27 protein-coding genes and 1 other RNA gene are annotated in these 26,666 nt (G+C 65.1%); 9 read left to right on the forward strand and 19 right to left on the reverse strand.

Annotated elements, in window-relative coordinates; all coding sequences use genetic code 11:
- The first annotated feature begins 86 nt into the window (after positions 1-86).
- The gene (locus tag LHJ54_RS08135) at positions 87-701 is read left to right on the forward strand and encodes a response regulator transcription factor (RefSeq protein ID WP_228243392.1); all 615 of its coding nucleotides are present in this window, start codon (positions 87-89) and stop codon (positions 699-701) included.
- Positions 702-803: 102 nt separating this feature from the next.
- On the opposite strand, the gene LHJ54_RS08140 is transcribed toward LHJ54_RS08135, so the two are convergent.
- The 3 genes from LHJ54_RS08140 to typA form a co-directional block, all read right to left on the reverse strand.
- A complete protein-coding gene (locus LHJ54_RS08140) occupies positions 804-1,454 on the reverse strand; it encodes an extensin family protein (RefSeq protein WP_228243393.1) in 651 nt (216 codons plus the stop codon).
- Between the two features lie 282 nt (positions 1,455-1,736).
- Positions 1,737-2,171 (reverse strand): hypothetical protein, encoded by a 435-nt coding sequence (locus LHJ54_RS08145; RefSeq protein ID WP_228243394.1) that lies wholly within the window; start codon positions 2,169-2,171, stop codon positions 1,737-1,739.
- A 139-nt stretch (positions 2,172-2,310) separates the two neighbouring features.
- On the reverse strand, positions 2,311-4,137 hold the full coding sequence (typA, locus tag LHJ54_RS08150; RefSeq protein ID WP_228243395.1) for a translational GTPase TypA: 1,827 nt from the start codon (positions 4,135-4,137) through the stop codon (positions 2,311-2,313).
- Positions 4,138-4,379: 242 nt separating this feature from the next.
- Between typA and LHJ54_RS08155 the strand changes: the two genes are divergently transcribed.
- Positions 4,380-7,055, forward strand: a complete 2,676-nt coding sequence (locus tag LHJ54_RS08155) for a TonB-dependent receptor (RefSeq protein WP_228243396.1) — start codon at positions 4,380-4,382, stop codon at positions 7,053-7,055.
- A gap of 63 nt (positions 7,056-7,118) precedes the next feature.
- On the opposite strand, the gene LHJ54_RS08160 is transcribed toward LHJ54_RS08155, so the two are convergent.
- The 3 genes from LHJ54_RS08160 to LHJ54_RS08170 are packed head-to-tail and all read right to left on the reverse strand — an operon-like array spanning position 7,119 to position 10,676.
- A complete protein-coding gene (locus LHJ54_RS08160) occupies positions 7,119-7,469 on the reverse strand; it encodes a VanZ family protein (RefSeq protein WP_228243397.1) in 351 nt (116 codons plus the stop codon).
- Between the two features lie 10 nt (positions 7,470-7,479).
- Complete coding sequence (locus tag LHJ54_RS08165; RefSeq protein WP_228243398.1) at positions 7,480-10,002, reverse strand: ABC transporter permease; 2,523 nt, start codon at positions 10,000-10,002, stop codon at positions 7,480-7,482.
- Positions 9,999-10,676: an ABC transporter ATP-binding protein gene (locus LHJ54_RS08170; protein WP_228243399.1), complete on the reverse strand. Its 678-nt coding sequence runs from the start codon at positions 10,674-10,676 to the stop codon at positions 9,999-10,001. Before LHJ54_RS08170 ends, LHJ54_RS08165 begins: the two co-directional genes overlap by 4 nt.
- A 62-nt stretch (positions 10,677-10,738) precedes the next feature.
- Between LHJ54_RS08170 and LHJ54_RS08175 the strand changes: the two genes are divergently transcribed.
- Entirely contained in the window at positions 10,739-11,443 is a 705-nt protein-coding gene (locus LHJ54_RS08175) for an arylesterase (RefSeq protein WP_228243400.1), read from the forward strand.
- 9 nt (positions 11,444-11,452) lie between these two features.
- On the opposite strand, the gene recF is transcribed toward LHJ54_RS08175, so the two are convergent.
- Positions 11,453-12,523 (reverse strand): DNA replication/repair protein RecF, encoded by a 1,071-nt coding sequence (gene recF / locus LHJ54_RS08180; protein ID WP_228243401.1) that lies wholly within the window; start codon positions 12,521-12,523, stop codon positions 11,453-11,455.
- A gap of 187 nt (positions 12,524-12,710) precedes the next feature.
- On the opposite strand from recF, the gene LHJ54_RS08185 reads away from it, so the two are divergent.
- Positions 12,711-12,854, forward strand: a complete 144-nt coding sequence (locus LHJ54_RS08185; RefSeq protein ID WP_241721437.1) for a hypothetical protein — start codon at positions 12,711-12,713, stop codon at positions 12,852-12,854.
- 38 nt (positions 12,855-12,892) lie between these two features.
- On the forward strand, positions 12,893-13,021 hold the full coding sequence (locus LHJ54_RS08190) for a hypothetical protein (RefSeq protein WP_277754160.1): 129 nt from the start codon (positions 12,893-12,895) through the stop codon (positions 13,019-13,021).
- Positions 13,022-13,162: 141 nt separating this feature from the next.
- Here LHJ54_RS08190 and LHJ54_RS08195 read toward each other — a convergent pair whose 3' ends face one another.
- From LHJ54_RS08195 to LHJ54_RS08215, 5 genes are read right to left on the reverse strand one after another with little or no spacing between them, the layout of a single operon-like run.
- Positions 13,163-13,945 carry an SDR family oxidoreductase gene (locus LHJ54_RS08195; RefSeq protein ID WP_228243403.1) on the reverse strand — a complete coding sequence of 261 codons (783 nt, stop codon included), beginning with the start codon at positions 13,943-13,945 and terminating at the stop codon, positions 13,163-13,165.
- Positions 13,942-14,499 (reverse strand): NUDIX hydrolase, encoded by a 558-nt coding sequence (locus LHJ54_RS08200; protein WP_228243404.1) that lies wholly within the window; start codon positions 14,497-14,499, stop codon positions 13,942-13,944. Before LHJ54_RS08200 ends, LHJ54_RS08195 begins: the two co-directional genes overlap by 4 nt.
- A gap of 7 nt (positions 14,500-14,506) precedes the next feature.
- On the reverse strand, positions 14,507-15,181 hold the full coding sequence (locus tag LHJ54_RS08205; RefSeq protein WP_228243405.1) for a TPM domain-containing protein: 675 nt from the start codon (positions 15,179-15,181) through the stop codon (positions 14,507-14,509).
- Positions 15,182-16,042, reverse strand: coding sequence for a YgcG family protein (locus LHJ54_RS08210; protein ID WP_228243406.1), 861 nt, complete (start codon positions 16,040-16,042; stop codon positions 15,182-15,184).
- Positions 16,039-16,710, reverse strand: coding sequence for a LemA family protein (locus LHJ54_RS08215; RefSeq protein WP_228243407.1), 672 nt, complete (start codon positions 16,708-16,710; stop codon positions 16,039-16,041). Before LHJ54_RS08215 ends, LHJ54_RS08210 begins: the two co-directional genes overlap by 4 nt.
- Before the next feature lie 120 nt (positions 16,711-16,830).
- On the opposite strand from LHJ54_RS08215, the gene mscL reads away from it, so the two are divergent.
- Together mscL and ssrA are read left to right on the forward strand one after the other, a co-directional pair.
- Positions 16,831-17,328 carry a large conductance mechanosensitive channel protein MscL gene (mscL, locus tag LHJ54_RS08220; protein WP_228243408.1) on the forward strand — a complete coding sequence of 166 codons (498 nt, stop codon included), beginning with the start codon at positions 16,831-16,833 and terminating at the stop codon, positions 17,326-17,328.
- Positions 17,315-17,690: a transfer-messenger RNA gene (gene ssrA / locus LHJ54_RS08225) on the forward strand. The genes mscL and ssrA overlap by 14 nt, the downstream gene beginning before the upstream one ends.
- A 183-nt stretch (positions 17,691-17,873) precedes the next feature.
- Here the strand turns inward: ssrA and LHJ54_RS08230 are convergent.
- From LHJ54_RS08230 to LHJ54_RS08250, 5 genes are all read right to left on the reverse strand, one after another.
- A complete protein-coding gene (locus tag LHJ54_RS08230) occupies positions 17,874-18,167 on the reverse strand; it encodes a hypothetical protein (RefSeq protein ID WP_228243409.1) in 294 nt (97 codons plus the stop codon).
- A gap of 63 nt (positions 18,168-18,230) precedes the next feature.
- The gene (locus LHJ54_RS08235; RefSeq protein ID WP_228243410.1) at positions 18,231-18,482 is read right to left on the reverse strand and encodes a hypothetical protein; all 252 of its coding nucleotides are present in this window, start codon (positions 18,480-18,482) and stop codon (positions 18,231-18,233) included.
- A 79-nt stretch (positions 18,483-18,561) separates the two neighbouring features.
- Entirely contained in the window at positions 18,562-19,812 is a 1,251-nt protein-coding gene (locus LHJ54_RS08240) for an N-succinylarginine dihydrolase (RefSeq protein WP_228243411.1), read from the reverse strand.
- Between the two features lie 84 nt (positions 19,813-19,896).
- Complete coding sequence (locus LHJ54_RS08245; RefSeq protein ID WP_228243412.1) at positions 19,897-20,913, reverse strand: arginine N-succinyltransferase; 1,017 nt, start codon at positions 20,911-20,913, stop codon at positions 19,897-19,899.
- Positions 20,910-22,106, reverse strand: coding sequence for a hydrolase (locus LHJ54_RS08250; protein ID WP_228243413.1), 1,197 nt, complete (start codon positions 22,104-22,106; stop codon positions 20,910-20,912). Before LHJ54_RS08250 ends, LHJ54_RS08245 begins: the two co-directional genes overlap by 4 nt.
- Positions 22,107-22,262: 156 nt before the next feature.
- On the opposite strand from LHJ54_RS08250, the gene LHJ54_RS08255 reads away from it, so the two are divergent.
- Together LHJ54_RS08255 and LHJ54_RS08260 are read left to right on the forward strand one after the other, a co-directional pair.
- Complete coding sequence (locus tag LHJ54_RS08255; protein WP_228243414.1) at positions 22,263-24,359, forward strand: malate synthase G; 2,097 nt, start codon at positions 22,263-22,265, stop codon at positions 24,357-24,359.
- Between the two features lie 5 nt (positions 24,360-24,364).
- On the forward strand, positions 24,365-25,144 hold the full coding sequence (locus LHJ54_RS08260) for an SDR family oxidoreductase (RefSeq protein WP_228243415.1): 780 nt from the start codon (positions 24,365-24,367) through the stop codon (positions 25,142-25,144).
- A gap of 87 nt (positions 25,145-25,231) precedes the next feature.
- Here LHJ54_RS08260 and LHJ54_RS08265 read toward each other — a convergent pair whose 3' ends face one another.
- Positions 25,232-25,702, reverse strand: a complete 471-nt coding sequence (locus LHJ54_RS08265) for a PilZ domain-containing protein (RefSeq protein WP_228243416.1) — start codon at positions 25,700-25,702, stop codon at positions 25,232-25,234.
- Between the two features lie 56 nt (positions 25,703-25,758).
- Entirely contained in the window at positions 25,759-26,625 is an 867-nt protein-coding gene (rsmA, locus tag LHJ54_RS08270) for a 16S rRNA (adenine(1518)-N(6)/adenine(1519)-N(6))-dimethyltransferase RsmA (RefSeq protein ID WP_228243417.1), read from the reverse strand.
- Between the last annotated feature and the right edge of the window lie 41 nt (positions 26,626-26,666).

The raw sequence follows: 26,666 nt of genomic DNA on the forward strand, positions 1-26,666 counted from the left end.
TAGTCGATGGTTAACGCCGGGCAGTGCGTCCAATCCGGAGGCAGCTCGGCGTGTTAATCAGGCCGCGCTGCGCCAGCATCGCGGACATGGAACAGCGACACACCTTGCACATCGTCCATAGCGCATCCCGGATGCGTGCCGAACTGGCTCGAACCGGCTTCGCCATGGGGCATCATTGCGAAATCTACGCTTCGCTCGACGAACTGCTGGCCGGATCGCCGGACGCCGGCACGATCCTGATCGGCAGCGATGCGGCCGCAGATGCCGTGGCGAGGATGGCGCAGCACGGCCGCTGGCTGCCGGTAGTCGCCCTGGACAGCGATCCCGCGCCGGAACGTGTGGTGGCGGCGATGCGGGCAGGCGTGCTCGACTTCCTGGCCCTGCCGCTGAACTCCACTGCGCTCGCCGCCAGCCTGCAGCGCATCGAGCAGGAGGTCGCAGCACATGGCGCGGCGCGGCGTCGCGCGCTGGCGGCATGGCAGCGGATGTCGGACCTGTCCCCGCGCGAACGGGAGGTACTGGAATGGTTGGCCCGCGGCTGTTCCAACAAGGTGATCGCTCGTGAACTCACAATCAGCCCCCGAACCGTGGAAATCCATCGCGCAAACATGATGACCAAGCTGGGTGCGCGTCATGCGGCAGAAGCGATCCGGCTCAGGCTGGAGGCCGAACCGGCGGTGCGGATGCGGCTTGTCGGCTAGGTCGCCTGCATCTCCGGCGCTCGCCTTCCCTTGCCGGCACTGGCGCGCGCCACCCCCTTGGCTCGCTGCACGACACCTAACTGGCGATCAAGGCAGCGGGTGTCAGCGGCAGAAGGACCCGCTGCCTTCCTCGATGTGCAGATGGTCACGGTGGGCGGCGTTGTAGTCGGGCGACAGCACCGTACCAAACCGGCGGCAGGCACTGTCGCGGATGACCCGCAGGAACTGTTGCTCCGCTTCGGTTCCGCCGTTCCAGCCCGCCAGGACGGTAATGCGCCGCCCGTCGGCCAGCACAAAGCCGCCTATGTCGATCGCCCGCGCCTGTGAATGGGCCGACAGGCGGCTGGTGCCAGCCACATTGCGGCAGGCATAGCTGCCCATTGTCTCCACCCGCGCCAGCGGGCTGCCGAGATACTGGCGCGCGGCCCGGTCCACTCCGAACCGCACCCACGCGTTGAATCCGCTCGCCAGGGGGCAGGCGACCGGACCGAGATTGCTGACCGCGATCTGGCCCGCATCTGCGCCCAGCGACGTCAGTATCACCGCACCATTAACCGCGCAGCCGGGAGCAAACTGCTGATCCGGTACACTGCTGAAGGCCGATCGCGCGCCGCGCAGGTCGGCGAGGCATTGCGCCACTTCGCGGCTGGTAGCCGGTGTTACACCCCCGGGCTGGCGCGCAACGGGCGGTTCCTTTGCACAGGCGGACAGCAGCAGCACGGCCATTGGCAGGAGCAGGATTGGCAAACGCATAGATGGGGCACACTGTAAGCACAGCGAGGCGCTTTGCCAAAGTCCTGCCGTTCAATGCAGCGAACCCGGAGTGGCTCACGCCGCAAGATCAAAGGCGGATGCACCGGTCGCGGGCGCTTGCGCTTTCGAGACGGCCTTGCTGCTGCCCCGCAGTGTCTGGTTCAGGTCAGCTACTTCCGCTCCGTTATTCAGCCGATGTGCGGCAGAGCCATGGCGGCAGGTTGCTGGACCCGCGGCTCACAAGCCGACCGGCCGCTCCAGGCGCCGGATCATGCCGTGTGACTACAACGGCTGAAAACCCGCCGCCATCGCTTCGGCCATCATAGCGCGGGCGCGTTCGCGGTCATAGGGAACGCCGAGGCCCTGAGCATACAGCAGGGCCAGCCGGTACTTCGCTTCCGGAAGGCCCGCCCGGTCAGCGCCGGTGGTGATGGGCATGACCCGGCCCGGCGACTTGCCGATCGGCGGCGAATAGATGAACGCGGTGCCGGACGTGAACTGTGCGGCGGCACGGTACAATGCAGCGGCGCGGCGGTGATCCTGCGGAACTGCGAGGCCGGTGTCGTAAAGCTTGCCCAGCCGCAACTGCGCCAGTTTGTCGCCGCGTTCGGCCTGGCAATGCAGAAGCCCGGCTACCGTGGGCTCGCACGGCTGCGGCGTGGCGCAAGCGGCGAGGAGGCAGGCGGCCGCGCCGCTTGCAAGGAAGCGATGTCGCATCGGACCAATCCAGCTGCCAGCGGTTGAGAATGCGTTTCCTGCTGCGCCGCCCACCAGTTGCCTAAGCCCGCCACGAAGCGGGTCCGCAAGAGCTGCGGCACGGCGCCGCGATGCGTGGCGCGCTTTCTGCGCGGACGGGTTAAGCCGCCTCCGACTTCCGCTTCTGCTTCTTGCGCTCGTTCGGATCGAGTTCGGCCTTGCGCAGCCGGATCGACTTGGGTGTCACCTCCACCATCTCGTCGTCGTCGATGTAGGCGATCGCCTGTTCCAGCGTCATGATGCGCGGCGGAGTAAGGCGGATCGCGTCATCCTTGCCGGTGGAACGGAAGTTGGTGAGCTGTTTGGATTTCAGCGGGTTGACTTCCAGATCGTCGGGCTTGGCGTTTTCGCCGATCAGCATTCCTTCGTAGATCTTGGTCCCCCCACCGATGAACAGCTCGCCCCGTTCTTCGAGCGCATTGAGGGCGTAGGGCACGGCTTCGCCCGCGCCCATCGAGATCAGAACACCATTGGTGCGCCCTTCGATCGGACCCTTGTAGGCGTCATAGCGGTCGAACAGCCGGTTCATGATGCCGGTCCCGCGCGTGTCGGACAGGAACTCGCCGTGGTAGCCGATCAGACCACGCGACGGGGCGGAGAAGGTGATGCGCGTCTTGCCCGCGCCGGATGGTCGCATGTCGAGCAGTTCCGCCTTGCGACGCTGCATCTTCTCGACCACCGTACCCGAATATTCATCGTCCACGTCGATCACCACCTGCTCGAACGGCTCGGTCCTTTTGCCGTTCTCGTCGGTGCCGAACAGCACGCGGGGGCGCGAGATGCCCAGTTCGAACCCTTCGCGGCGCATGGTTTCGATCAGCACGCCGAGCTGCAGTTCGCCACGCCCCGCCACCTCGAAGCTGTCCTTGTCCGCGCTCTCGGTCACGCGAATGGCGACATTGGTTTCCGCTTCGCGGAACAGGCGGTCGCGGATCATGCGGCTTGTCACCTTGTCCCCTTCGCGGCCGGCCAGGGGGGAGTCGTTGACGGCAAAGCGCATGGCCAGGGTGGGCGGGTCGATCGGCTGTGCTTCGATCGGCTGCGTTACCGCGGGATCGGCGATCGTGTTGGCGACCGTCGCCTTTTCCAGACCCGCCAGCGCGATGATGTCCCCGGCCCGTGCGCTGTCCACCGGCACCCGCTCAAGTCCGTCGAAGCTCATCAGCTTGGTGGCCCGACCCGTTTCGATCACGTTGCCATCGGCATCCAGAGCGCGGATTGGATCGTTGACGCGGATTGTGCCCGCCTGCACCCGGCCGGTCAGCACGCGGCCCATGAACGGGTCCCGGTCGAGGAGAGTGGCGAGAAACGCGAACGGCCCGCTTTCATCAAGGCCGGGCGACGGGACGTGCGCGACGATGCGTTCGAACAGCGGGTCCAGCGTGCCGGAGCGTGCCTCGGTATCCTCGCTGGCATAACCGTCGCGTCCCGAAGCGTATAGGACCGGAAAGTCGAGCTGTTCGTCATTGGCGTCGAGCGAGACGAACAGGTCGAATACTTCGTCCAGAACTTCGGTCGGGCGGGCGTCGCCGCGGTCGATCTTGTTGACCACGACGATGGGCCGCAGGCCGAGGGCAAGCGCCTTGCCGGTGACGAACTTGGTCTGCGGCATCGGTCCTTCCGCTGCGTCGACCAGCAGGATGACACCATCAACCATCGACAGAATTCGCTCCACCTCGGCTCCGAAGTCCGCGTGACCCGGTGTGTCGACAATGTTGATGCGGGTATCGCGCCACTCCACGCTGGTGCATTTAGCGAGGATGGTGATGCCGCGTTCCTTTTCAAGGTCCCCGGAATCCATCGCCCGCTCTTCCACGCGCTGGTTTTCGCGAAAGGTGCCGGACTGGCGGAACAGCTGGTCGACCAGGGTGGTCTTGCCGTGGTCAACGTGGGCGATGATCGCGATGTTGCGAAGGGCGCGGGACATTGGGGAACTCTCTGTTGTTCGGGGAAGGGGGGCCGCAAGGGCAGCGGGTCGGCGCGCGCATAGCGGCTTTGCTGCGATGCGGCAAGGCGGGCGGCTTGCGGATCGCGCTGTCGCTTCCCTGCAACAATGCGGACCAACAGCATACTGCCGCTTGCTAAGGCGCGCCGCGATGATAAGCTGCGCGGGTGTTTGACGGTCAAGCTCCGGCACCAGGAGCGACCGATGGGAAGAGGAAGACTGGAATGGTTGTGAGGGGTTTTGGCCGCAAGGGTTTGCTGCGCGCGGCTCTGCTTGGCAGCGTGGCGATAGGGATGCCGGCGGCGGCGCAGACCACCGCAACGCAGGCGGGCCAGGACCCCGATCCGCGGTTGCAGGAGCAGGCGACAACCAATGCGCCGCCGGCCACCACGGGGCAGCAAGGTGCCGATCAGCCATCAACCGCTTTCGGCAACGAAATTATCGTCACTGCGACGAAGCGGGCGCAGACTCTGCAGGACACGCCGGTCGCGGTCACCGTGACTACGGCGGAGACGATCGAGCGGGCGGAAATCCGCGATCTGATCGACCTGCAGACAGTGACGCCGTCCCTGCGCGTCAGCCAGCTGCAGAACTCATCGAACACAACCTTCATCATCCGCGGCTTCGGCAATGGCGATAACAACATCGGCGTTGAACCATCGGTCGCCGTGTTCATCGACGGGGTGTACCGCTCGCGCTCGGCCGGGCAGATCGGGGATCTGGCCAACATCAGCCGGGTCGAAGTGCTCCGCGGTCCGCAATCGACGTTGTTCGGCAAGAACGCCAGCGCCGGCGTCATCTCCGTCATCACGCGCGAACCGCAGTTTGAATTCGGCGGTGCGGTTTCCGCGACCTATGGCAATTACGACCAGATCGTGTTGCAGGGAAATGTCACAGGCCCGATCACCAATTCGATCGCGTTCTCGCTCGAAGGCAATTACAACAACCGCGACGGCTTCGTGGAAGCGGTTGGTTTCAACGACAAGGTAAACGACCGCAACCGCTGGTCGGCGCGCGGACAGTTGCTGTTCGATAATGATGGCGCGCTGCGGCTGCGGGCGATTGGCGACTATCAGAAAATCGACGAGATCTGCTGTTACGCCGGCAACCTGCTGGCAGGACCGACCACGGCGGCGGTGTTCGGGGTGGGCGGCGCCCTGGTGCCGCAAGACCTGTTTGCCGATCGCACCTTCCTCAACCGCCTGCCCCGCAACGAGATCGAGAGTTACGGCGGGTCGTTGCAGGCCGATCTGGAACTTGGCGCCCTGACCGCCACGTCCATCACCTCCTATCGCGAACTGACCAATGTCTTCCTGCAGGATGTCGATTTCACCAGTGCGGACTTCATCAACGAACTGCGCGACCAGAAGGTCGAAACCTTTACGCAGGAATTCCGCATAACCTCGGATTTCGACGGTCCGCTCAATTTCCTGGTTGGTGGTTTCTACTTCAAGGAAGACGTGAACCAGGTCAGCTCCATCATCAACGGAGCGGATACGCGCGGCTTCTTCAACCTGCTGGCCGGCGGCGCGCTGCCGGTGGTTGAAGCGCAACTTGGGTTTCCGGCGGGATCGATTTTCGCGCAAGGTCCGTCCACGGTGGAAAACTTCGCGCTGCAGAACGAAAATTATTCGTTCTTCGGTACGGTGGATTTCGAGGTCACCGACCGGCTAACCCTTACTGGCGGCATCAATTACACCAACGACAAGAAGGATTTCCAGCTTTCGCAGGTGTCGACCGATCCGCTGGCGAACGTCAACCTGGTGGACGCCTTCATTGTCGGCGGTATCGCCCAAGCGCTGCAGATTCCCCCGTCGCAAGTCACTCCGGCTGTGATCCAAGGGTTTGCGGGTAATCCGGCGACCGCACCGATCTTCCAGGCGATTACGGGCCAGGCGCTGAACCCGGCGACCAATCCTCTGCTCGCGCTGCAGCCGCTGCAGTTCCTGCCACCGTTCCTCAACATTCCCAACGCAGTTGAACCGGGGCGAACCCGCGACGACGACATCAGCTATCTCGCGCGCGCATCGTATGACGTGTCCAATGCGCTGAACGTGTATTTTACCTACGCCACCGGGTACAAACCGTCGTCGGTCAACCTTTCGCGCGACAGCCGGCCTACTCCGGCCGAATTCACCGCCGGGCCGCGGGGAAGCGTGATTCTGGCACCGCCATCGCCGATCCGTGACGCAGGCCTGATCGTCCCGAACCTGCGCACCGGCACGCGGGTCGCCGGACCGGAAGAAGCAACCGTAATCGAGCTGGGCCTCAAAGGGTCGTGGCCCGGTCTGACCGTCAACCTGGCGTTGTTCGACCAGAAGTTGGAAAACTTCCAGCGCAACATCTTTACGGGCACCGGCTTTGCCTTGGTCAACGCCGGCGAGCAATCAACGCGTGGTTTCGAGCTGGACACGACCATTCAGCCGGTGGAGCCGTTGGTTTTCACCTTCGGCCTCACCTATCTTGATGCAAACTACGATGACTTCTCCGGCTCTCCGTTCGGGGACCTGAGCGGTACCCGCCCGCCCGGCATCCCCGAATACACCATCTCCACTTCGGCCACCTACACCCACGACCTCGGCAATACCGGCAACCAGCTGATCGGGCGCGTGGACTATTACCACGAGAGCAACGTTTTCATTCTCGAAGGGCTGCTCGGCTTCCCGACCATCGAACAGGGTCTGGCGGTAAACCGCCAGTTCCAGCGCGAGGTAAATCTGGTGAACGGATCGCTGACCCTGGCCATGGACAACGGTATCGAAGTGACCGGGTTCGTCCGCAACCTCTTGAACGAGCGGTATATCCTGTCGATCTTTGACGGTGTGGCGCAGGCCGGTACAGTGTCCGGCTACCCCAACCAGCCGCGCACGTACGGCGTAACGGCGCGGTTCAAGTTCTGAGAGCTTCCTGACGGGAGAGGAGCCAGGGGCTTTGCAGCACAAAAGCTGCAAAGCCCCTGTTGCTTATTCCATCTGCTGCTTCCACGTGACGAGCAGGCCTTGCGCCAGCATCAAGCCGGCCGCCGTCGCGGCGACGTTGACCGCAAGATCCTTGAAGTCGGCCTCGCGGCCCAGACCCATGACCCCCTGCAGAATTTCGATGCCCGCCCCCAGTGCGGTCAGCCATAGAAAAGGCAGCAGGATATGCGTGCGCGGCCATAACAGGCGGGCAAACAGCGCGAGCGTGATAAAGGCGGCGAAGTGGTTTACCTTGTCGTTTTCCGATCCAGCCATCACGCTGACATCGGGTGACAGCGCCAGGAACAGGATCACACCAAGCAGACTGAAATAGAGAACTTGCAACAATAAGCGCATAAAAACCAACTCAAAGGGTACGAAGGGCAGCTGCGGGCTTGGCGCGGAGCAGGGGCAGCGCGCCGCCTAGCGCGAACAGGAACACGGTGACAAGGCCAAGCCCCAGGACGCCAAGGACCACCGGCCAGTCGGGCAGCCAGTCGAATTCGAACAGCTGCGTCACCACGGCCCAGGCAATCCCGCTGCCCAGCAGCAGGGCCACCACGGCCAGGACCGTGACCAGGACGGCGTATTCCACCAGCTGCATCAGCAGGATCTGCCGCCGATCCGCGCCGAGTACGCGAAGAATCACCGTGTCATACATTCGCGCCGCTCGTGCCGCCGCAATGGCGCCGAGCAGCACGGCAAGCCCGGCCAGCACCGCGACAGATGCGGCCGCCAGGGTCGCGAGGCCGACCTGCCCCAGCAGGTCACGCGCCTGCGTCAGGATCTGCCCGACCTCGATGACGGAACTTGCCGGAAAGGCAGCGACCAGCGCCTGCAGCAGCGGGCGGGCAGCGTCCGGCTGGCTCAGGGAAATGGTTGCCGACAAGGTGTGCGGCGCATCGCGCAGAGTGTTGGGCGAGAATACCAGTACATGATTGAAGCCAAGCGAGTCCCAGTCGATCTGCCGCAGGCTGGCCACCCGCGCCCGCCGTTCGACCCCCAGCACCGCCACGGTCAGGTAATCGCCCACTTTCAGCCCGATCGCGTCGGCCAGTTCTTCGTCCACCGAGACGGCCGGCTCGCCCGCGTAATCCGCGCCCCACCAGTCGCCGGCGACAATGCGATTGCCGGGCGGCACCGCATCGGCGTAGGTCAGTCCGCGCTCGCCCCGCAGCGCCCAGGCTCCTTCGGGCAACTCCGCCAGGTCGGCGACGCGGGTCATGCTGTCTGCGGGACCGTAAGCGACCACGGCGCCGCGCATGTTGGGCACGGCGCGCAGCTCGGCCGCGGGATCTGCGCCACGCACGACCGTTTCGAACTGTCCCAGATGATCAGGCGGTATGTCGAGCACGAAGTAATCGGGCGCGCGGTCGGGCACGCGGGTCTGGATGTTGCCGTCGATGCTTGTCTGAATGGCGGCGAGCAGGACGAACGCGGACAGGCCAAAGCCGAGCGCCGTCACCAGCGGAACGATGTTAGCGCCCGGCCGCGAAAGATTGGCCAAGGCATTGCGAACCAGTGGGCTGCCGCCGGTGGGCAGGCGGCGGGCCAGCCACTTGATTGCCAGGGCAAGTGCCGCGATCAGGCCCAGCGCCGCAGCCGCACCGGCCAGGAACCCGCCCGACAACAGCGGCCGGCTGGACGTGAGCAGAGCCAGCACGACGATCGCCGCCAGCCCGCCAGTCACCCACAGCAGCGCCTGCCTGTCTCTCCCCAACGGAGCCACACGTGCGCGCATCAGCGCCATCGCAGGAAAATGCCGCGCCCGCGTCAGCGGCGTCGCGGCGAACACCAGGGCGACGAGCATTCCATAGGCAAGCGCTACAAGCAGGGCGACGGGGTCGATCACGAATCCGCTCTGCACCGGCAACAACCCCGACAGGGCACGGGCCAGCAGCGGGGTTATGGCGACACCGACGGCCAGCCCGGCCAGACTGCCCACCAGCGCCGCCGCGGCGATCTGCAGACCGTAGATGCGGGCAATATCGCCGCTGGTCGCCCCCAGCACCTTCAGGGTGGCGATGTTCTGGCGTCGGTCTTCGAGGTAAGAGGCAACGCCGCCGCCAATGCCGATCCCCGCGATGATCAGCGCCGCGAGCCCGACGAGCAGCAGAAACTCGCTCATCTGGGTGATGAACCGGTCCGCGCCCGGCGATGCGCGGTCACTGGTTCTGAGTTCGATGCCGCTGGTGGGGAACTGCTGTTCCAGCGCGTCCGCAGTCGCCTGCCGGTCGCGCGGTGCGTCAAAGGCCACCCGGTACTTGCTGCGGTACTGCGAGCCGGGTGCCAGCAGGCCGGCGCTGGCCGGAAAATCCTGTGCGACGATGACGGTGGGGCCGAGCTGGAAACCCTCGCCCAGTCGGTCCGGCTCGTTGGCGATCACGCCGGCCGCCACAACATCGCGCGTCCCGATCCGGAACCTGTCGCCGACCGCCACGCCCAGCCTGTCCAGCGCGCCCTGCGCCGCCCAGGCTGCGCCATCGGGCGGCGGTCCGACACTGCGCCCGTCGGTCAGTGTGAGGCGGCCGTAGAGCGGGTAAGCCGCGTCGACGGCCTTCAATTCGATCGGCGCGGTTGCGTCGCCCGCACGGGCTACCGCCTGCAGGCGCGTGCCGCCCGACACGCGGCCGAGTTCCGCCAGCGCGGCTCGCTCCGCCGGGTTCAGATCGCGCTGCCAGACGCTGACTTGGATGTCCCCGCCCAGCAGTTCGCCGCCGCTCGCTGCCAGTTCCCGCTCGATTGCCGAAGTGAGGGTGCCGATCGCCGCCAGCGCGCCAGTGCCGAGGAACAGGCAAACCAGAAGGAGACGCAGCCCCCTGAACCGGGCGTTGAGATCGCGCCGGGCCAGTTGCCAGGCCGTCCGCCAGCCGATGCCCTGCGCCTTCATGCCGTGCGCCGATCGCCCACGATCCGCCCGTCCTCCATCGTCAGCACGCGGCCGCAGCGTTCCGCCAGTTCCCGGTCATGGGTGATGACCAGCAGGGTCGCATCGCTCTGTGCCCGCCGTGCAAAGAGGAGGTCGATGATTGCTTCCCCGGTCGTGCTGTCCAGATTACCGGTCGGTTCGTCCGCGAACAGGATCTGCGGCGCGGGCGCGGTGGCGCGGGCGATGGCCACGCGCTGCTGCTCCCCGCCGGACAGCTGCTGAGGGTAATGGGTCATGCGGTGGCCTAGACCGACTGCACTCAGTTCGGCGGCCGCGCGGTCGCGCGCCGTGGCCATTCCGGCGAGTTCCATCGGGGTTGCCACGTTTTCAAGCGCGGTCATCGTCGGCAGCAGGTGGAAAGCTTGCAGAATGATGCCGATCCGTCCCCGCCGCGCATGGGCGAGCGCATCTTCGTCCAGAGCGGCAAAATCCTGGCCGGCAACTTCCAGAGTGCCGCCGCTCGCCCGCTCAAGCCCGGACAATACCGCCATCAGCGAACTCTTGCCCGACCCGGACGGACCCAGCACCGCGACCGTATCCCCGGCAGCGACGTCGAGGTCGATCCCGCGCAGGATCGTCACCGCGGAGGCGGCGGAACCAAGTTGCAAGGTGAGGTTGCGGGCGGAAATCGCCAAAAGGGGGCTTGTCACACGCGCCCGATGGCATAGGCAATGTGAACAGACAAGGAAGGGCAACTATGGCGAAACTGTTTGCGGGCGCATTGCTGGCACTGCTGCTGGCGGGCTGCGAAAGCCAGCCGGCGAGTGTTCAGCCTGCCGCCCCCGCCGCAGAAGCGCTCCCTACATCGACGCCCCAAGTTCCGGTTGCGGGGCCAGAGCGGCGCATCCTCGCATTCGGCAACAGCCTGTTCGCCGGTTACAACGTCACACCGGAGGAAAGCTATCCCGCTCGCCTGCAGGCGGCGCTGAGGGCGCGAGGGATCAATGCGGAGGTGGTCAATGCCGGCGTATCGGGGGACACGACGCAGGCAGGCCGGGCGCGGCTCGCCTTTACGCTCGACGCGCAGGAGGAACGGCCGGATCTGTTCATTCTCGAGCTTGGCGGCAACGATCTGCTTCGCGGGGTGCCGATTGAACAGACGCGCGCGAACCTTGCCGCGATGTTGGCCGAACTGCGCCGTCGAGAGATTCCCGTGCTGCTGATGGGCATGCGTGCACCGCCCAACCTTGGCGCGGATTACGTGGCGCAGTTCGACGCGATCTACCCGGACCTGGCGCGAGAATATGGCGCGCAACTGGTGCCGTTCTTCCTGCAAAGCATCTACGATCAGCCGCAGCTTATTCAGCAGGACCGTATTCACCCCACGGCGCAGGGCATCGAGGCGCTGGTCGCTGCGACGGTCGAAGAAGTGTCGCGCGCCTTGCCTGAGGAGGACGCTTAGCGCTCCGGGCTAGACTCGCACGACGCGCCCATTCGCGACCTGCCACACTGCCGCCTGCTGCGCCACCGGTTCGAATGGCGCCCGTTCCGTCCCGGTCATCCAGACCTGCCCCTGCCCCGCCAGCAGCCGTTCGAACAGGGCCACCCGCCGCACCGGGTCCAGATGCGCGGCGATTTCGTCGAGCAGAAGGACGCTGGGCCGCCCACGCGCCGCCATCCCCGCGTGGGCCAGCACAATGGCGATCAGCATTGCCTTTTGCTCGCCGGTGGAACTGCGCGCGGCGGGCATGTTCTTTGCCGCCAGCGTCACGGCCAGTTCGTCGCGATGTGGCCCGATCAACGTCCGCCCGGCGCGCAGGTCATCCTGGCGGTTGGCGCCCAGAGCTGCATGCAGGGCCGCCGCATCCTGGGGGCCATTGGCAAGATAGGTGAGAACCGGCCGAACGAACGGCCCGTCGGGCACGGCGGCCAGCTCGTTGTTCAAAGCGTCGATCAAGGCCGCGCGTCCGCGGGCGAGCGCCGCGCCGTGTTCCGCCATCAACCGTTCCACTCCGTCGAACCAGGCCGCTTCGACCGGCGCGTCGCCCGCGAGCAGCCGCCCCCTTTCTTGCATGGCGGCGGCATAGCGTGACGCGTGGGCAGCGTGCAGCGGGTCCAGCGCAACGGCCAGCCGGTCGGCGAACTGTCGGCGCCCGCTCGCAGTGCCGGTGAACAGGCCATCCATCGCCGGGGTAAGCCAGGTGACGGAAAGCCATTCCGCCAACTGGACGCCGGTCGCGGGCGCTGCGTTGATCCGCACGAGACGGCGGCCAGGCCGCCCTGCGTCGGTGTAGATGCCCAGTCGCGCGTTCCCAGGGACAAGATCCGCGCCAACCGCGAACCCGTCATGTCCGGTGCTGGCCACTTCTTCCAGCGGCGCCCGGCGCAAGCCTCTGCCTGGCGCCAGCAGCGATAATGCTTCAAGGATGTTGGTTTTGCCGGCCCCGTTGTCACCGATCAGGATGTTGATCTGCCGCGTGTCTTGCAGCTGAGTATCGCGGTGGTTGCGGAAATGGGCGAGGGTGATGCGGTCGAGCGCCATGCCCGTGCCGCACTACCGCGTGCGGCTGGTACCCGCCAGAGCGAATGACTATCCTGAACATTGGCATAACACGCCAACACTTGGCGAACCATCGGCCCTTCCTTTTGGACCACCGCAGGAGATGGTAGCCAAATCAAGCAGTTGCGACATTGGCACGCGCCTTGCGAAGCATTGGATATCCGGTCGGATGATCCGCCGGACAGACACCAAGGGAGTTACAATGATGTTCCTGAACGCCAACCGCGCCTTTGCCGCTTTCGCTTCGCTGACCCTGACCGCTCTGGTCATGGCCGCCACCATCATCCCCGCGTCACCCACGCTGATGATTTGACACTGATCTGGTTGACCGACGTTTCAAGGATGCACCCGATGTCCCGCAACACCAATCTCCTCAGCAAGGTAGCCACCGCCGTCAGTTCGGTAGTGCTGAGCGCGTTTTTCCTCGCCATCGCCATTGCGCCGGCAATCCCGGTTGCCGGGGGAGGAACCCTTGTATGATCTTTGATGACCAAGGGCCGGTGGTGGCAGCCACCGGCTCCTTCCGTGCGGCACAGAGTGCGCCGCAGTCTGGCCCGCAGAACGTTACGATCCAGAGGCCGCGCTGACCGGCGAGCATCGCGCAAGCGCCCGGGTATGGCTTTACATGGCCGAGATACCGCCATCCAGCTTCAGTTCCGCCCCGGTCATGAAACTGCTTTCATCGCTGGCGAGGTAAAGCACCCCTTGCGCCACTTCTTCCGGGCGCCCGATCCGGCCAAGCGGGATCTGCCGGGCCAGCTTGCCCATCACCACTTCCTTTTCCAGACCCGCACGCGCACCGATGCCGTCGAGGATCGGGGTATCCACGAAGGTTGGATGCACCGAATTGCAGCGGATGTTCCACTTCTGCTTGGCGCAATACAGCGCGACCGATTTGGTCAGCATCCAGATCGCCGCCTTGCTAGCGTTGTAGGCGGGCATGGCGTCGCTGGCGATCAGGCCGGCAATCGAACTGATGTTGACGATCGAGCCGGGCTGATGCTCCTTCATCAGCGGCAAGGCGTTCTGGGTGCCTAGAAACGCGCTGTCCACATTAACTGCGAACGACCGCTTCCAGTCGGCGAACGAACAGTTCTCGATGTTGCCGCCCGCGCCGATCCCGGCGTTGTTCACCAGGATGGACAGGCCGCCCAGCTGTTCCCGCGCAGCGTCGATGGCCGTCCGCCAGTCCGCTTCGCTGGTGACATCATGGCGCAGGGCAAAGGCCGACCCGCGGCCTTGCGCGGCGTTGATTTCGTCGGCCACCGCTTTCGCGCCCGCCTCGTTCAGATCGGTAATCAGCACCCGCGCGCCTTCTGCCGCCAGCAACCGCGCCTGCGCCGCGCCCAATCCCTGCGCCGCGCCCGTTACCAGCGCGCATTTACCTGCGACCCGTCCTTTCATCCGTGATCCTTCCACAACTGGCTGCCGAGCAGAATGGCGACTTTCGCGTCGACTGCATTGCCCATCCGCTGCCACTCTTCGACAAAACTGCGCAGGGTGGACAAGGGAATGCGGTGAACCGTAATGTTCTCGCTTTCCGTCCCGCCGCCAACGCTCACCTTTTTCAGATCGTGTGCCCGCAGCAGGATGAAACTCTCGCTAAGCATTCCCGGCGAGGCATAGAGATCGAGGAGCCGTTCCATCCGCCCCGCGCGATAGCCCGTTTCTTCCTCCAGCTCGCGCAGTGCCGCGTCTTCCACCGCTTCATCCTCGCGCCCGTCTTCGTCGCCAACCAGCCCCGCTGGCAGTTCGAGCGACCACCGGCCCAGCGGCACCCGATATTGTGAAACGAGGATGGCGTGGTCGCCATCAACGGCGATGATCACGGCCGCACGGATGCCGCGGGCGCGGCCGGCGTATTCCCAGCGGCCACGCTTCTTTGCGGTGACGAACCGGCCCTGCCAGACGATCTCTTCGGGTTCCCGCGCGTCGGGCGGGGTGCTCCTCTCGCTCATCGCAACGTCACAGCTGGATCAGTCGGTCGGGCAGTTCGTTGCGGTCGTCGGCATCGCGCGGGAAATGTTCGGCAAGCACCGCGCCCACGTCGCGCACGCCTGCGACGAACCCCTCGGCCACGCGGCCTTGCTTTATCTCCGCCAGCATGTCGGCCATCGCTTCGCCCCACACCTCGGCCGGAACCCTGCTGGCAATCGCCTCGTCCGCGAGTATCTCGGCGCGGTGTTCCTGCATCGACAGGTAAAGGAGCACCCCTGTCCGCCCATGGGTGCGCCGCTCTGCTCCGACGCGGAAATGGCGGATTGCGGCGGCGTGCACCCGCTGCGTCTTGACCGGGGCGGGAATGAAGCGGAATTTGAGTGCTTCCCACGACAGTGCCAGCCAACCCAGCGTGAACGCGATCAGGCCCAGGGCAATGGTCATGCTTGCCAGTTCGCCCGCTGTCCATTCGTGGCCCCACCCGGCGACGAGACGATCCCACAGGTCGAGGAACGGCTGGGGCAGGGCTGCAAAGACGCTCATGGCGGTAAAGGCTATCGCGGTCGACCAGACAAGGACCACGTCGGAATAACCGTCCGACCTGTCGGCAAGTACGGTGACGATTTCTCCGCTCGTCCTGCCTTCCGCCTCTTCGACGGCGCGAGTGACAACCGCGATCTGGTCGCTCGTCAGATACGGCATTTACCAGCCGCCCCCGGCACCGCCGCCGTTGAATCCGCCGCCGCCACCACCGAAGCCGCCAAAGCCACCCCCGCCACCAAAGCCTCCGCCGCCAAAACCGCCACCCCAATCATCGTTGCCGCCGATGCCACGGGCGATTGCCTTCCCGGCTTCCCACAGGATGATGTCGCGGGCGAGCCCGCCCATGCCGGAACGCCGATATCGCCGTCTCCGGCCGCCGCCCAGCGCGGGAAGCACGAAGAAGAACAGCAGAAATCCGATCCAGAAAATCGCGCCAATCGGGAAGCCGCCTTCTTCCCCGCGCCGTGCCTGCGCCGCAGCCGCAGCTTCGTCGATGGCGCGCGCCTCCGCCGGATCGAGGTTCAGCCGTTCGATGATGGCATCAACGCCGGCCGTGATGCCGCCTGCATAGTCGCCTTCGCGGAAAGCGGGAACCACAGTGTCGCGGATGATGCGGCCGGTGGATATGTCGGTAAGTGTTCCTTGCACTCCGCGCGCTGTCGCTATGAACACTTCGCGCTCCTGCGGCGCGACGAGGAACAGCACGCCCTGTTCTGTCTGGGCACCGCCCACGCCCCATGCCTCCGCAAGATCAACGGCGTAGGCGGCAGCGGGCAGGCCGTCCAGAGTAGGCACCGTGGCCACAACGATGGCGCGGCCCGTCGCGGCATTGTAGGCGCGCAGCCGCTGATCCAGCGCCTGTTCCTCCGCCGCGCCGATGATGTTTGCGCCATCGTAAATCGGCCCGGCGGGGCGGGGCGGGAACGACTGCCCCGCTGCCGGGCTGGCGAGGGCAGCCAGGCCGGCGAAGAGCAGCGCCCAGAGCCAGACCAGGCGCGCCGGAATCAACCTGCCGCTCAATTCCCCGTGCCGGTGCGGGGCATCGCGGTGCCGGCATTGTCATTGGCCGCTCCCGGAGCCGCCCCAGCGCCGAGGCCGTCGAAGTTCACGCTGGGCGCGTTCTGGGTGCCAGCATCCGCGGTGAACGGCTGCAGCGGTTCAGCGCCGTAGATCACATTGGCAGCCACCACTGCCGGGAAGGTGCGGATGGTCGTGTTGTAATCGCGCACCGCGTCATTGTAGCGGGTTCGTTCGACGTTGATGCGGTTTTCCGTCCCTTCCAGCGCAACCATCAGGTCGGCGAAGCGCTGCTGGCTTTGCAGTTCCGGATACCGCTCGACCGTCACCAGCAGGCGCGACAGGGCGCTGCCGAGTTGTCCTTGCGCTTCCTGGAACTGCTGCACGGCCTGCGGATTGCTGAGGTCGTCGGTGCTGAGCTGAACCGATGTGGCGCGGCTTCGCGCCTCGATCACGTCCGTGAGAATCTGCTCTTCTGATGCCGCGGAAGCGCGCACGGTGGATACCAGATTGGGGATGAGATCGGCCCGCCGCTGATACGCGGCCTCCACATTGGCCCACTGCGCCTTTGCCGCCTCTTCCTTGGTGGGAACCGTGTTGATGCCGCAGGCGGACAGCCCGAAGGCGAGCAGCGCCGCAAGTGCGACGCGGACGGCGGCTGGATATGTCATCGATTGCTGATCCCTCACGACGAAAGCTGTCTTACCAGAATAGCACGGTGTGCGAATCGTTCAAGCTTGGAACTGGCCTCCCGCTGTGCCAAGCGGTTCGGCGCAATTGCAGGAGGCGGTATGGGGTTCCTGGGAGAGTTCAAGAAGTTCATTGCCCGTGGCAACGTGCTTGATTTGGCTGTCGGCGTACTGATCGGCGCGGCGTTCGGACGGATAACCACATCGCTCACGGAAAGCATCATCATGCCGGTAATTGGCTGGATCTTCGGCGACGTGGATTTCTCCAACTGGTTCATCCGGCTGGGCCCGCTGCCGGCGGGCTATACGGGGACGGCCGACAATTACGCGCAGTTGAAAGCGGCCGGGGTGCCCATGCTGGGATACGGCGACTTTCTGACTCAAGTCCTCAACTTCCTGATCCTGGCGTTTGCATTGTTCCTGCTGGTGAAGGCGGTGAACCGGCTTCTTGATGAAATGCAGCGAAAGCAGGCCGAAAGTTCAGACACAGCGCATGATGCTTCAGTCGTAACCGACCCGCAGCTGGACGTGCTGAAGAAGATCCTCGCGGAGCTGAAGCGCGCCGGCGACGGCGCCGCCAAGACGCACACTTCACATTAAGCTGCGCACCTCTATATAGGGCCTTGCCGGCTTAGCGGCCGGCTATGGCGATAAAGTGTGGTGTGCAATAGACGCAACGGACCCGGGGGCAGTACCCGGCGGCTCCACCAAATGCGCCGCTAAGCCAGCACGTGTGCAGCGTGCTAGCCGGGCGGCTCAGTTGCTGGGGCCGAACCAGGATCGACGTGTGTTGAAAGACATCGCTTTTGCCCGGGCTGAGTAACCCGTTAAAGGCTCAAAAACCATAAGTGCCAACGACAACGAAGCACTTGCTCTCGCTGCGTAATCTGACGGCCTAACGGCCTGATCTTACAAAGCTTAGAGCACGGTTCGGACCGAACCGGGTAACAGAATCGGAAACCGGGCGCTCGGGGGTGCGTAGCAACAGAAACCCCCACCTTCATCTTTGCCGGCGGACATCGCTGCCATCAGTCAGCCGGCGTTTCGCCGCACCGGCCAATCGTATTTTCATGGCTATCCTTGGATTGTGAAGTGGTGACTGCCTCGTGACGAGGCACCTTGGCGCCGTCATGGCGCCGGGTCATCTAGAATACGCCGACGGCGCCCTCGGCCCACAGCACGAGGAAGCCCACGACGAGGCAGCCCGTGATCGCAGCGCGTCCCGCGATGCGGAGCGGCAGCCGGGCCACCACCTCGATCCCGGTCCACAGCAGCCCCAGCAGAACGGCTGCGGCCATGAAGTCGAAGGTTGTCCAGTTCACTTCCGTGGTAAACTGCATCGCGAAAAGCGGCGCGGTAAGTATCGCGCCGGCCAGGACGGCATATACCAGCCGCCATCGCGCCAGGCTTCCTTGCGGTCTGAAGGTCGGAGAAGCCATTCAATACTTCCTCGCTGGTTCGCGGCGCATTTGCCGGGCGGCGCCAGTTTACTGCTATGCAGCTCAGGAGTCGATCGACTTGGCCAGCTGTGCTTCCCGCTCCGCCCGTTCATACTTCAGGCAGTCCAAGATCTTCGCGCCCGCCAGGAAAACCGAGCCCGTGCAGGCGAGAAAGAGAAGCTGGCCGCCGATGCCGGGATAGGTTGCCAAATATTCCTGTCCCCGGGAGACCGCGCCTAGTCCCAGAGCGTAGATGATCAGAAACGCCTCGAAGCGGGTTTTGATGACGAACAGGCGCTTCAACTTCTTCCACATAATCAACCTCGTTGCCGACCGCGTCGTGAGCGGGCACTGGCCGCCAAGTCTAGGCGGCAAAGCTTAACAGTCGAGCAAGTTAACGCAGTTCATTCAGTGAAAGAAGCTCCAGAATGGCACGGTAAGCAGTTTGCGCCTGCTCCTCCAGCGCCGCTGTCCCCAGGTCGGTCGAAGCGATCTGTTCAGGCCATATGTCGCGCACGACCCCCTCGATCTGCGTAATCCTGTCCTCGGTCAGCAGAAAGCGCGGATCGACCGTCGCGGGATCGGCCACCACGCGAAGGCGCAGGCATGCGGGGCCGCCGCCATTGGCCATGCTTTGCCGCACATCGACCGGGATGACGTGCCGAATGGGGCCGTTGCCGGCCAGCATCCGCTGACACCATGTCCAGACTGTTTCGCTGTGGCGGCATTCGTCCGGCACGATCAGCGCCATACCTGAACCATCCGGTATGGTGACGAGTTGCGCGTTGAACAGATAGGTGCGGATCGCCTCCTCCAGACTGATCTCTTCTTCCGTCACCTCCACCACTTCAAGATCGGGGAAAGCTGCGCGAATGGCCTCGTAGGCGCCCTCCTGATCCGCGAAGGCACGCGCATGGGTGAACAGAACCCGTTCGTTCGCGACGGCGACGACGTCGTTGTGAAACGCCCCGGCAGCAATGGCATCCGGGTTCTGCTCCACAAAGACACATCGCCGCGGGTCGAGGCCGTGCAGTCGCGCAACAGCCCTGCTCGCCTGTTCATGCTGACGCGCGGGAAACCGGCCGCCGGAGCGGCCAAAGACGAACACCTCGACCCCGGCCGCGTCATGCCGCCGGCACAGCCGCATGTGGTTGGCGGCGCCTTCATCTCCGAACGTCGCCGGCACCGGATCGTGGATGGCAAAGTGGCGTGTGTCGGCGAAGGCGAGGTCAAGCTGACGCCGGGTAGCGGGCCACTCCTGCGCGCGGTGGAGCATGGTGGCGAGGTTTGCCGGCGTTATATGGCAGCGGTTATCGCGCGTATCGGGCGCCGGGCTGATCGTGGCGGCATTGGCGGTCCACATCGACGAGGCCGACCATGCGGCAGCGAGGAGGGCCGGGTCCGCCGCTTCATCCACCGCAAGGCGGGTGAGCAAGCCATGGTTGGGCCGGGGCAGGGGCAGCAGGATGCCCTGTGCAAGGCCCAGCGCGATGTTGCCGCGCATCTTCGCCAACCCCTGCAAGGCGGCGGCTTTGGGGTGCGAGATGCGGCCGCGGTGATAGGCGCTGGCGATGTTGCCCAGGCTAAGACCGGCATAGTTGTGCGTGGGGCCGATAAGTCCGTCGAAATTGATTTCCTGCAGCATCGCGAAACTCCGCTCGTCAGAGCTTATCAAGAGGTGGGGTTGGCCGTCCGGCACTGTTCCGGCTAAGCGCGGGGCAGGCACGCGCTAGCGTGGGACGCTCCAGACAGTGTCGCCCGGCCGCACGTCGAGCAGGTCGGCGGCCTTGGCGTCGATCGCCACCGTGCCATCGTCCCGCAACTGCTGCCGGGCATAGCATGCCTGGAAATCGGCGAGGCGGCCGGAGGCGAGCAACGCGTGTGTACCGGTTGAAAGATCGCGCGCGGCCACCTTCAGCTTGCGCGCGTCGGCCACGCTGCGAACCTGGTCTGTCCGGGCCAGCATGGTCGGGCCGCCGTCGAAGATGTCGACATATCCTTCGAACGAGAAGCCTTCTTGTTCCAGCATCCGCATCGCTGCCCGCCCGGTGGGATGGGGCAGGCCGATCACTTCGCGGGCTTCTTCGGCCAGCATGGCCATGTACACCGGATGCTTGGGCATCAGGTCCGCGATGAACTGGTTGCCGTGAAGGGCATTGAAGTAATCTGCCTCCTGGAAGGTCATGCCAAAGAACCGTCCGGCAACGCCGTCCCAGAAAGGGGAACCGCCGCGTTCGTCGATGATGCCGCGCAGTTCGGCCAGTACGCGGTCGGCAAAGCGTTGCCGGTGCATGGCGATGAACAGATAGCGGCTGCGCGCCAGGAGCAGACCGAGACCGCCTGCCCGTTCGTTAGGGTGAAGGAACAAGCCGCCCACCTCGCTGCACCCTTCGAGATCGGTGACGAGGAACAGGAGTTCGGCACGCACCGTCCGGCCCAATTCCCGGCTGTGCTGGCTGATGGTGTTGATGCGGTATGAATAGAACGGCCAGCGCTGACCCACTTTCGTGAACAGCTGACACGTGCCGCGCACTTCGCGCGTTTCGGTGTTCTCCAGCACCAGCACGAATGTCTCGTCGACCAGTTCGTTGCCATCGTTGGCGAAGGCGTGCAGCGATCGGTCAAGCTTTTCCGTCAGCGCGTCCCGGTCCGGCGGCAGGTTGGTAAAGCCGCCGCCAGTGAGCTTGGCCATCTGGTAAATCGGTTCGAGATCGTCCGCGCGGGCGGCGCGAATACGGAAACTCACAAGGCATCTCCGCTGGCGAGGTGTTGAAGTACCAGCGCTGAAAGCATCGCCCGTTCCTTGAGCGAGGCAGTCACCAAGTATTCGTCCGGCGAGTGGATCGCCCCGCCGCGCACCCCCATCGTGTCCACCACCGGCACGCCGAGAGCCGCGATGTTGTTACCGTCGCACACGCCGCCGGTTGGCTGCCACCCGATTTCCTGCCCAAGCTGCGCGCCGCATCGCCGAACCAGTTCAAACAGCTTCTGCGCCCGCGCATCGACCGGCTTAGGTGGCCGGGTGACGCCGCCATGCCGGTCCAGAGCCACCTCGTGCTGCGCCGCGACCGCTTCACTCGCAGCGGCCAGCTCGCCGTCGAACCGGGCCATGGCGGCGGTGGTCTTGGGCCGGATGTTGAACCGCAGAACGGCGTTGTCGGGCACCACGTTGTTCGCCGACCCGCCGTCGATCCTGGCTGGATTGACGGAAAGGTCGTCCCGCTCCAGCCCCTTCAGCCTCAGCGCAAGGTCGGCCAGCGCGAGCAGCGCGTTGCGGCCATCCTGCGGGTTCCGGCCTGCATGCGCCGACCGGCCGCGCGCCACGATGGCGTAATTACCAGTCCCGCCCCGGGCATGCGCCAGCGTCCCGTCGGGCAGTGCGGAGGGTTCGTAAGTCAGAGCCGCATACTTGTCCCGCGCCAGTTCGGCGATGAGTGCGGCGGACGCGGTCGAGCCGGTTTCCTCGTCCGAATTGATCATCACGTCGTAACCTACCTGTGCCGCCGCTGTTGATCGCTCGAAAGCGATAAGGGCGTGGAGGATCACCGCTATTCCGCCCTTCATGTCGGCGGCCCCTGGTCCGTTCAGCACGCCGTCGGCCACCCAGCACTGTTCCTGGAACGGGTGGTCGGCCGCATAAACCGTGTCCATGTGTCCGGTCAGCAGCAAACGCCGCTCTGCCGCAGGCCTGACGGAGAGGACAAGGTGGTGGCCATGATCGAGGTCAATCGCGCGACCTGCGGCATCGATTGCCGTGACCGGCGCTGGCTGGATCAGCGCGACTTCGCCCGGCAGCGCGCTGAACGCCTCCGCCAGAGTCGCGGCCTGCTGCCGCAGCCCGGCAATGTTGTGTGTGCCGGTGTTGATCGCGCACCATGCCTGCGTCTGCTCCAGCATGGCGTGGGCGTCGATCAACTCCGCCAGTTCGTTCCCCGTCATTCCGGTCCCTTAGCCAAGGACGAGGCCAAACCCAAGGGGAAGGGTTGTCATCCCGCGGTACGCGGGCCATAGACATCTCCTCCTCCCCGGGAACGCGCATTCTAGACCTCCGCTGGCCGGCAGAGTGCCGTGGGCAGCGGCAATTTGCGAGGTGCCATGACAGAACGGGTTGAGCGGGCCAGGCTGAAGGTAGATGCCAAGCTGGCGGACTTCATCGAACAAGAGGTGCTTGCGCCGCTGGGGCAGGAACCGGCGCTGTTCTGGCAGGGCTTCTGCGACCTTTCGCACGATCTTGCGCCCCGGAACCGCGCGCTGCTGCAGGCAAGGGAGGATTTGCAGCGGCGGATAGACGGCTGGCACCGGGAACGGCGCGGCAAACCGCTGGACGGTGCGGAATACCGCCGGTTTCTTCAAGAGATCGGCTATCTTGTGCTGGAGCCGCAGCCGTTCACCATCGGCACCGATAACGTCGATCCGGAGATTGCCCGGATGGCCGGACCGCAGCTGGTGGTGCCGGTGCTGAACGCGCGGTTCCTGCTGAACGCCGCCAATGCGCGCTGGGGCAGCCTGTATGATGCTTTCTACGGAACCGACGCGCTGGACGCACCGCCTGCCCGGCCCGGCGGTTACGACAAGGACCGCGGGCAGGCAGTGATTGACGCTGCGCGGCGTTTTCTTGACGAGGCGCTGCCGCTGGCGCGGGGCGGCTGGGCCGATTTGCGGTCGCTGGACGATCTGCCGCTGGCGCGGCCGCAGCAGTATGTCGGCACCACGGAGCGGGGCAGGTTGTTCAAGAACAATGGCTTGCACATCGAACTGGTTATCGACCCCGATCATCCGGTCGGCGCCGACGACCCGCTGGGCCTGGCCGATGTGGTGCTGGAATCAGCCCTGACCACCATCGTCGATCTGGAGGATTCGGTTGCCGCGGTAGATGCGGCGGACAAGCTGGCGGCCTATCGCAACTGGCTGGGTGTCATCCGTGGCGATCTGGAGGAGACGTTCGACAAGGGTGGCCGTCAGCTGACCCGGAAACTGTCCGGCGACAAGACCTACACCGCACCCGATGGCATGCAGCATCAGCTGCCCGGCCGATCGCTGCTGTTCGTGCGCAACGTCGGCCACCTGATGACCAGTCCGGCGATCCTGCTGCAAGACGGCTCGGAGATACCCGAAGGCATAATGGACGCCGTCGTCACCAGCGCCATCGGTGCGCATGACCTGCGTGGGCTGACCCGGTTCGGCAACAGCCGCACCGGCTCCATCTACATTGTTAAGCCAAAGATGCACGGGCCAGAAGAATGCGCCTTCACAGGGGATCTGTTTGCCCGGACTGAAGATCTGCTGGATCTGCCGCGCAACACCATCAAGGTCGGTGTGATGGACGAAGAGCGCCGCACGTCGGCCAACCTCGCGGCCTGCATCCATGCGGTCCGCGAACGGATCGTGTTCATCAACACCGGCTTTCTCGACCGAACGGGGGACGAGATTCACACCTCCATGCAGGCCGGTCCCATGCTGCGCAAGGGGCAGATGAAGGAGAGCGCCTGGCTGAAGGCGTACGAGACGCGCAACGTTGCCATCGGCCTTGCGTGCGGCCTGTCGGGCAGGGCCCAGATCGGCAAGGGGATGTGGCCTGCGCCCGACCTGATGCGACAGATGATGGTGGACAAGATCGCCCATCTGCGCGCCGGCGCCAATACCGCCTGGGTGCCATCGCCCACGGCCGCGACGCTGCATGCGATCCATTATCACCGGGCGGATGTGTTCGCCCTGCAGAAAGGATTGGGCCCCGCGCCGGGCCTGGACCAGCTGCTCACCCTACCGCTGGCCGACGGCGTGAACTGGTCGGAAGCCGAGGTGCAGGAGGAACTCGACAATAATTGCCAGGGCCTGCTCGGCTATGTGGTGCGGTGGATCGACGCTGGCGTGGGCTGTTCCAAAGTGCCCGACATCAACGACGTCGGGTTGATGGAGGATCGTGCGACGCTGCGCATTTCATCACAGCATATCGCCAACTGGCTTCTGCATGGGGTCGTAACCGAGGAACAGGTAATGGACTCCTTGCGCCGCATGGCGGGCAAAGTCGACCAGCAGAATGCCGCCGACCCGCTCTACCGCCCGCTGCTGCAGCACGAGGACGGGCCCGCCTTCAGGGCCGCGTGCGATCTCGTGTTCAAAGGTGCAGAGCAGCCATCGGGTTATACCGAGCCGCTGCTGCACCATTGGCGGGCGGCGGCCAAGCAGGGGTGAACCGCATGCCTCGGCTGGCCGGCAGGATCTGTGTGGTTACTGGCGCGGCAAGAGGGATTGGACGGGCCATCGCCAGCCGCTTCCATCAGGAAGGAGGCCGCGTCCTTGTCACAGATGTCGATGCGGCCGCAGGACAAGCTGCCGCCGCAGAATTGGGTTCCCGGTTCCTGCCGCTCGACGTTCGCCAGGAAGCGGATTGGGCACGTCTGGCGGAGGCGGTGCCGGTCGCCGATGTCGTGGTGAACAATGCGGGCGTCACCGGGTTCGAGGGCGGGCCGACGGCGCACGATCCCGAACATGTCAGCCTGACGGCTTGGCGAGAGGTTCATCGCGTCAACCTCGATGGGACGTTTCTCGGCTGTCGCTACGCCATCGGCGCGATGAAGGGGAAGGGCGCCGGGTCGATCATCAACATTTCGTCCCGGTCGGGAATGGTCGGCATCCCGGGAGCCGCCGCCTATGCATCGAGCAAGGCGGCAGTGCGCAACCACACCAAATCCGTCGCGCTGTATTGCGCGCAGCAGGGGTGGCGGATCCGCTGCAACTCCATCCACCCCGGCGCCATCCTGACGCCGATGTGGGATGCCATGCTGGGCGAGCCGGCGGAGCGGGAGCAGAACATGGCGGAGATCACGGCGGACACGCCGCTCAAGCGGTTCGGCACACCTGACGAGGTGGCCGCCGTTGCCCTTTTGCTCGCCTCGGACGAGGCGGCTTACATGACCGGAGCCGAACTTTCAGTTGATGGCGGGCTGCTTGCCGGATCGGCCGCCTCCCCGAAGTGACGTCGGTGCACGCCTGATTGAGGCAGCTCGGCAGACCGCAAAGCCCATCCGGTCGGCAATGTAACCAATTGCCCGTTCCGGCTAGGTTCAAGCGAAGTAAACAGCCAGAACTCCCCCGATCGCCCAGAACCCGGCTGCCAGTGCCACGGGCACGAGAAATCCGCGCTCCGGCTGCAGCTGCGTGTGCGCAACCCGGTGTCTTATCTCAGGCACTGTCTCCGCCATCCGCGCGTCCGGTTCGGCCCTGAGCAGCAGGGAGGCCAGCGCCGCGCTGCTGAGCGGGTCGCAGAAATTCGCTCCTGCGAAGCCATCCCCGGTCCACACCGCTTGCGCGGGTGCCTGTCTCCCATCGGGCAGATGCAGGATCAGATGCGCCCCGGGTTCGGGCTGCACCTGTTCCACCGCCATCAGGAAACCGGTCTGGGAAATGTTCAGGAGGCGAGCGGTGCTGACCGTGTCGTTGATCGTCACTTCAGCCAAAAGTTTGAGCGGTCGGCGGTGATCCTGCCTTGATCCGGCCAATTCCCCAAATGTCTGCTGCTGCGAAGGTATGTACATGAGGCCATGCTAGGGCGAATTGGTTAAGAGAAGGAAAGCGGAGCAAATGCGCAGGCTTACCTAGCCAAGCGGGACAAATGCCGGACCACCGCGCAGAACTCCGCCACGCTCAGCGTTTCGGCGCGGCGTTGCGGGTCGATCTTTGCCACCTCCAGCGCTTCCAGCGCGCCCGCCACACTCTTCAGCGACTGGCGCAGCATCTTGCGACGCTGGCCGAACGCGGCTGCGGTCAACCGTTCGAGCATGCCGGCAGGGACGCCCTCGGGCATGGCGGCAGGTTCGAGATGCACTATCGCGCTCATCACCTTGGGCGGCGGAGTGAAGGCGCTGCGATGCACCTTCATGGCGAGGCGCGCCGTGCTGCGCCACTGGGCGAGCACCGCAAGCCTGCCGTAAGCAGGCGTGTCCGGCTGCGCCACGATCCGCTGCGCCACCTCCTGCTGAAACATCAGGGTGAGCGAGGTCCATTGTGGCGGCCATGCCTCTCCGCCAAGCCAGCGGACGAGCAGGGCCGTGCCCACATTGTAGGGCAGGTTGGCGACAACGGCGTACGGTTCGCCCATCAGCGCGTTGTGGTCGATGGTCAGTGCGTCGCCTTCGACAACCCGCAACTGCCCCGGAAACGCGGTCGCAAGCTCGGCTAGCGCAGGCATGCAGCGCCGGTCCATCTCGATCGCAGTAACGCGCGCGCCCGCGCGCAGCAGCGCTCTCGTCAGTCCCCCCGGGCCTGGTCCGACCTCCAGTACCGCACGGTTCTTGAGGTCGCCCGGAGTGGCGGCGATGCGGGCAAGCAGCTGCTCATCGAACAGGAAGTTCTGCCCCAGCGCCTTGCTGGCCGACAGGCCATGACGCGCAATCACATCGCGCAGCGGAGGAAGCAGGTCGCTCACCTGCCGCTCGCGGTACAAGGATGAGCGGGCCATCCGGCCGGCATCAGGTTATGGGGCAGAGCTGCGGTCACGTC

The organism is Porphyrobacter sp. GA68, assembly GCF_022605525.1.
In the GTDB taxonomy this organism is placed as follows: Bacteria; Pseudomonadota; Alphaproteobacteria; order Sphingomonadales; family Sphingomonadaceae; genus Qipengyuania_B.

Bases quoted from the DNA above. Each gene is read 5' to 3' on its own strand.
- LHJ54_RS08135 (WP_228243392.1), top strand. From the start codon at position 87: ATGGAACAGCGACACACCTTGCACATCGTCCATAGCGCATCCCGGATG.
- LHJ54_RS08140 (WP_228243393.1), bottom strand. From the start codon at position 1,454: ATGCGTTTGCCAATCCTGCTCCTGCCAATGGCCGTGCTGCTGCTGTCC.
- LHJ54_RS08145 (WP_228243394.1), bottom strand. From the start codon at position 2,171: ATGCGACATCGCTTCCTTGCAAGCGGCGCGGCCGCCTGCCTCCTCGCC.
- typA (WP_228243395.1), bottom strand. From the start codon at position 4,137: ATGTCCCGCGCCCTTCGCAACATCGCGATCATCGCCCACGTTGACCAC.
- LHJ54_RS08155 (WP_228243396.1), top strand. From the start codon at position 4,380: ATGGTTGTGAGGGGTTTTGGCCGCAAGGGTTTGCTGCGCGCGGCTCTG.
- LHJ54_RS08160 (WP_228243397.1), bottom strand. From the start codon at position 7,469: ATGCGCTTATTGTTGCAAGTTCTCTATTTCAGTCTGCTTGGTGTGATC.
- LHJ54_RS08165 (WP_228243398.1), bottom strand. From the start codon at position 10,002: ATGAAGGCGCAGGGCATCGGCTGGCGGACGGCCTGGCAACTGGCCCGG.
- LHJ54_RS08175 (WP_228243400.1), top strand. From the start codon at position 10,739: ATGGCGAAACTGTTTGCGGGCGCATTGCTGGCACTGCTGCTGGCGGGC.
- recF (WP_228243401.1), bottom strand. From the start codon at position 12,523: ATGGCGCTCGACCGCATCACCCTCGCCCATTTCCGCAACCACCGCGAT.
- LHJ54_RS08185 (WP_241721437.1), top strand. From the start codon at position 12,711: ATGATCCGCCGGACAGACACCAAGGGAGTTACAATGATGTTCCTGAAC.
- LHJ54_RS08190 (WP_277754160.1), top strand. From the start codon at position 12,893: ATGTCCCGCAACACCAATCTCCTCAGCAAGGTAGCCACCGCCGTCAGT.
- LHJ54_RS08195 (WP_228243403.1), bottom strand. From the start codon at position 13,945: ATGAAAGGACGGGTCGCAGGTAAATGCGCGCTGGTAACGGGCGCGGCG.
- LHJ54_RS08200 (WP_228243404.1), bottom strand. From the start codon at position 14,499: ATGAGCGAGAGGAGCACCCCGCCCGACGCGCGGGAACCCGAAGAGATC.
- LHJ54_RS08205 (WP_228243405.1), bottom strand. From the start codon at position 15,181: ATGCCGTATCTGACGAGCGACCAGATCGCGGTTGTCACTCGCGCCGTC.
- LHJ54_RS08215 (WP_228243407.1), bottom strand. From the start codon at position 16,710: ATGACATATCCAGCCGCCGTCCGCGTCGCACTTGCGGCGCTGCTCGCC.
- mscL (WP_228243408.1), top strand. From the start codon at position 16,831: ATGGGGTTCCTGGGAGAGTTCAAGAAGTTCATTGCCCGTGGCAACGTG.
- LHJ54_RS08230 (WP_228243409.1), bottom strand. From the start codon at position 18,167: ATGGCTTCTCCGACCTTCAGACCGCAAGGAAGCCTGGCGCGATGGCGG.
- LHJ54_RS08235 (WP_228243410.1), bottom strand. From the start codon at position 18,482: ATGTGGAAGAAGTTGAAGCGCCTGTTCGTCATCAAAACCCGCTTCGAG.
- LHJ54_RS08240 (WP_228243411.1), bottom strand. From the start codon at position 19,812: ATGCTGCAGGAAATCAATTTCGACGGACTTATCGGCCCCACGCACAAC.
- LHJ54_RS08250 (WP_228243413.1), bottom strand. From the start codon at position 22,106: ATGACGGGGAACGAACTGGCGGAGTTGATCGACGCCCACGCCATGCTG.
- LHJ54_RS08255 (WP_228243414.1), top strand. From the start codon at position 22,263: ATGACAGAACGGGTTGAGCGGGCCAGGCTGAAGGTAGATGCCAAGCTG.
- LHJ54_RS08260 (WP_228243415.1), top strand. From the start codon at position 24,365: ATGCCTCGGCTGGCCGGCAGGATCTGTGTGGTTACTGGCGCGGCAAGA.
- LHJ54_RS08265 (WP_228243416.1), bottom strand. From the start codon at position 25,702: ATGTACATACCTTCGCAGCAGCAGACATTTGGGGAATTGGCCGGATCA.
- rsmA (WP_228243417.1), bottom strand. From the start codon at position 26,625: ATGGCCCGCTCATCCTTGTACCGCGAGCGGCAGGTGAGCGACCTGCTT.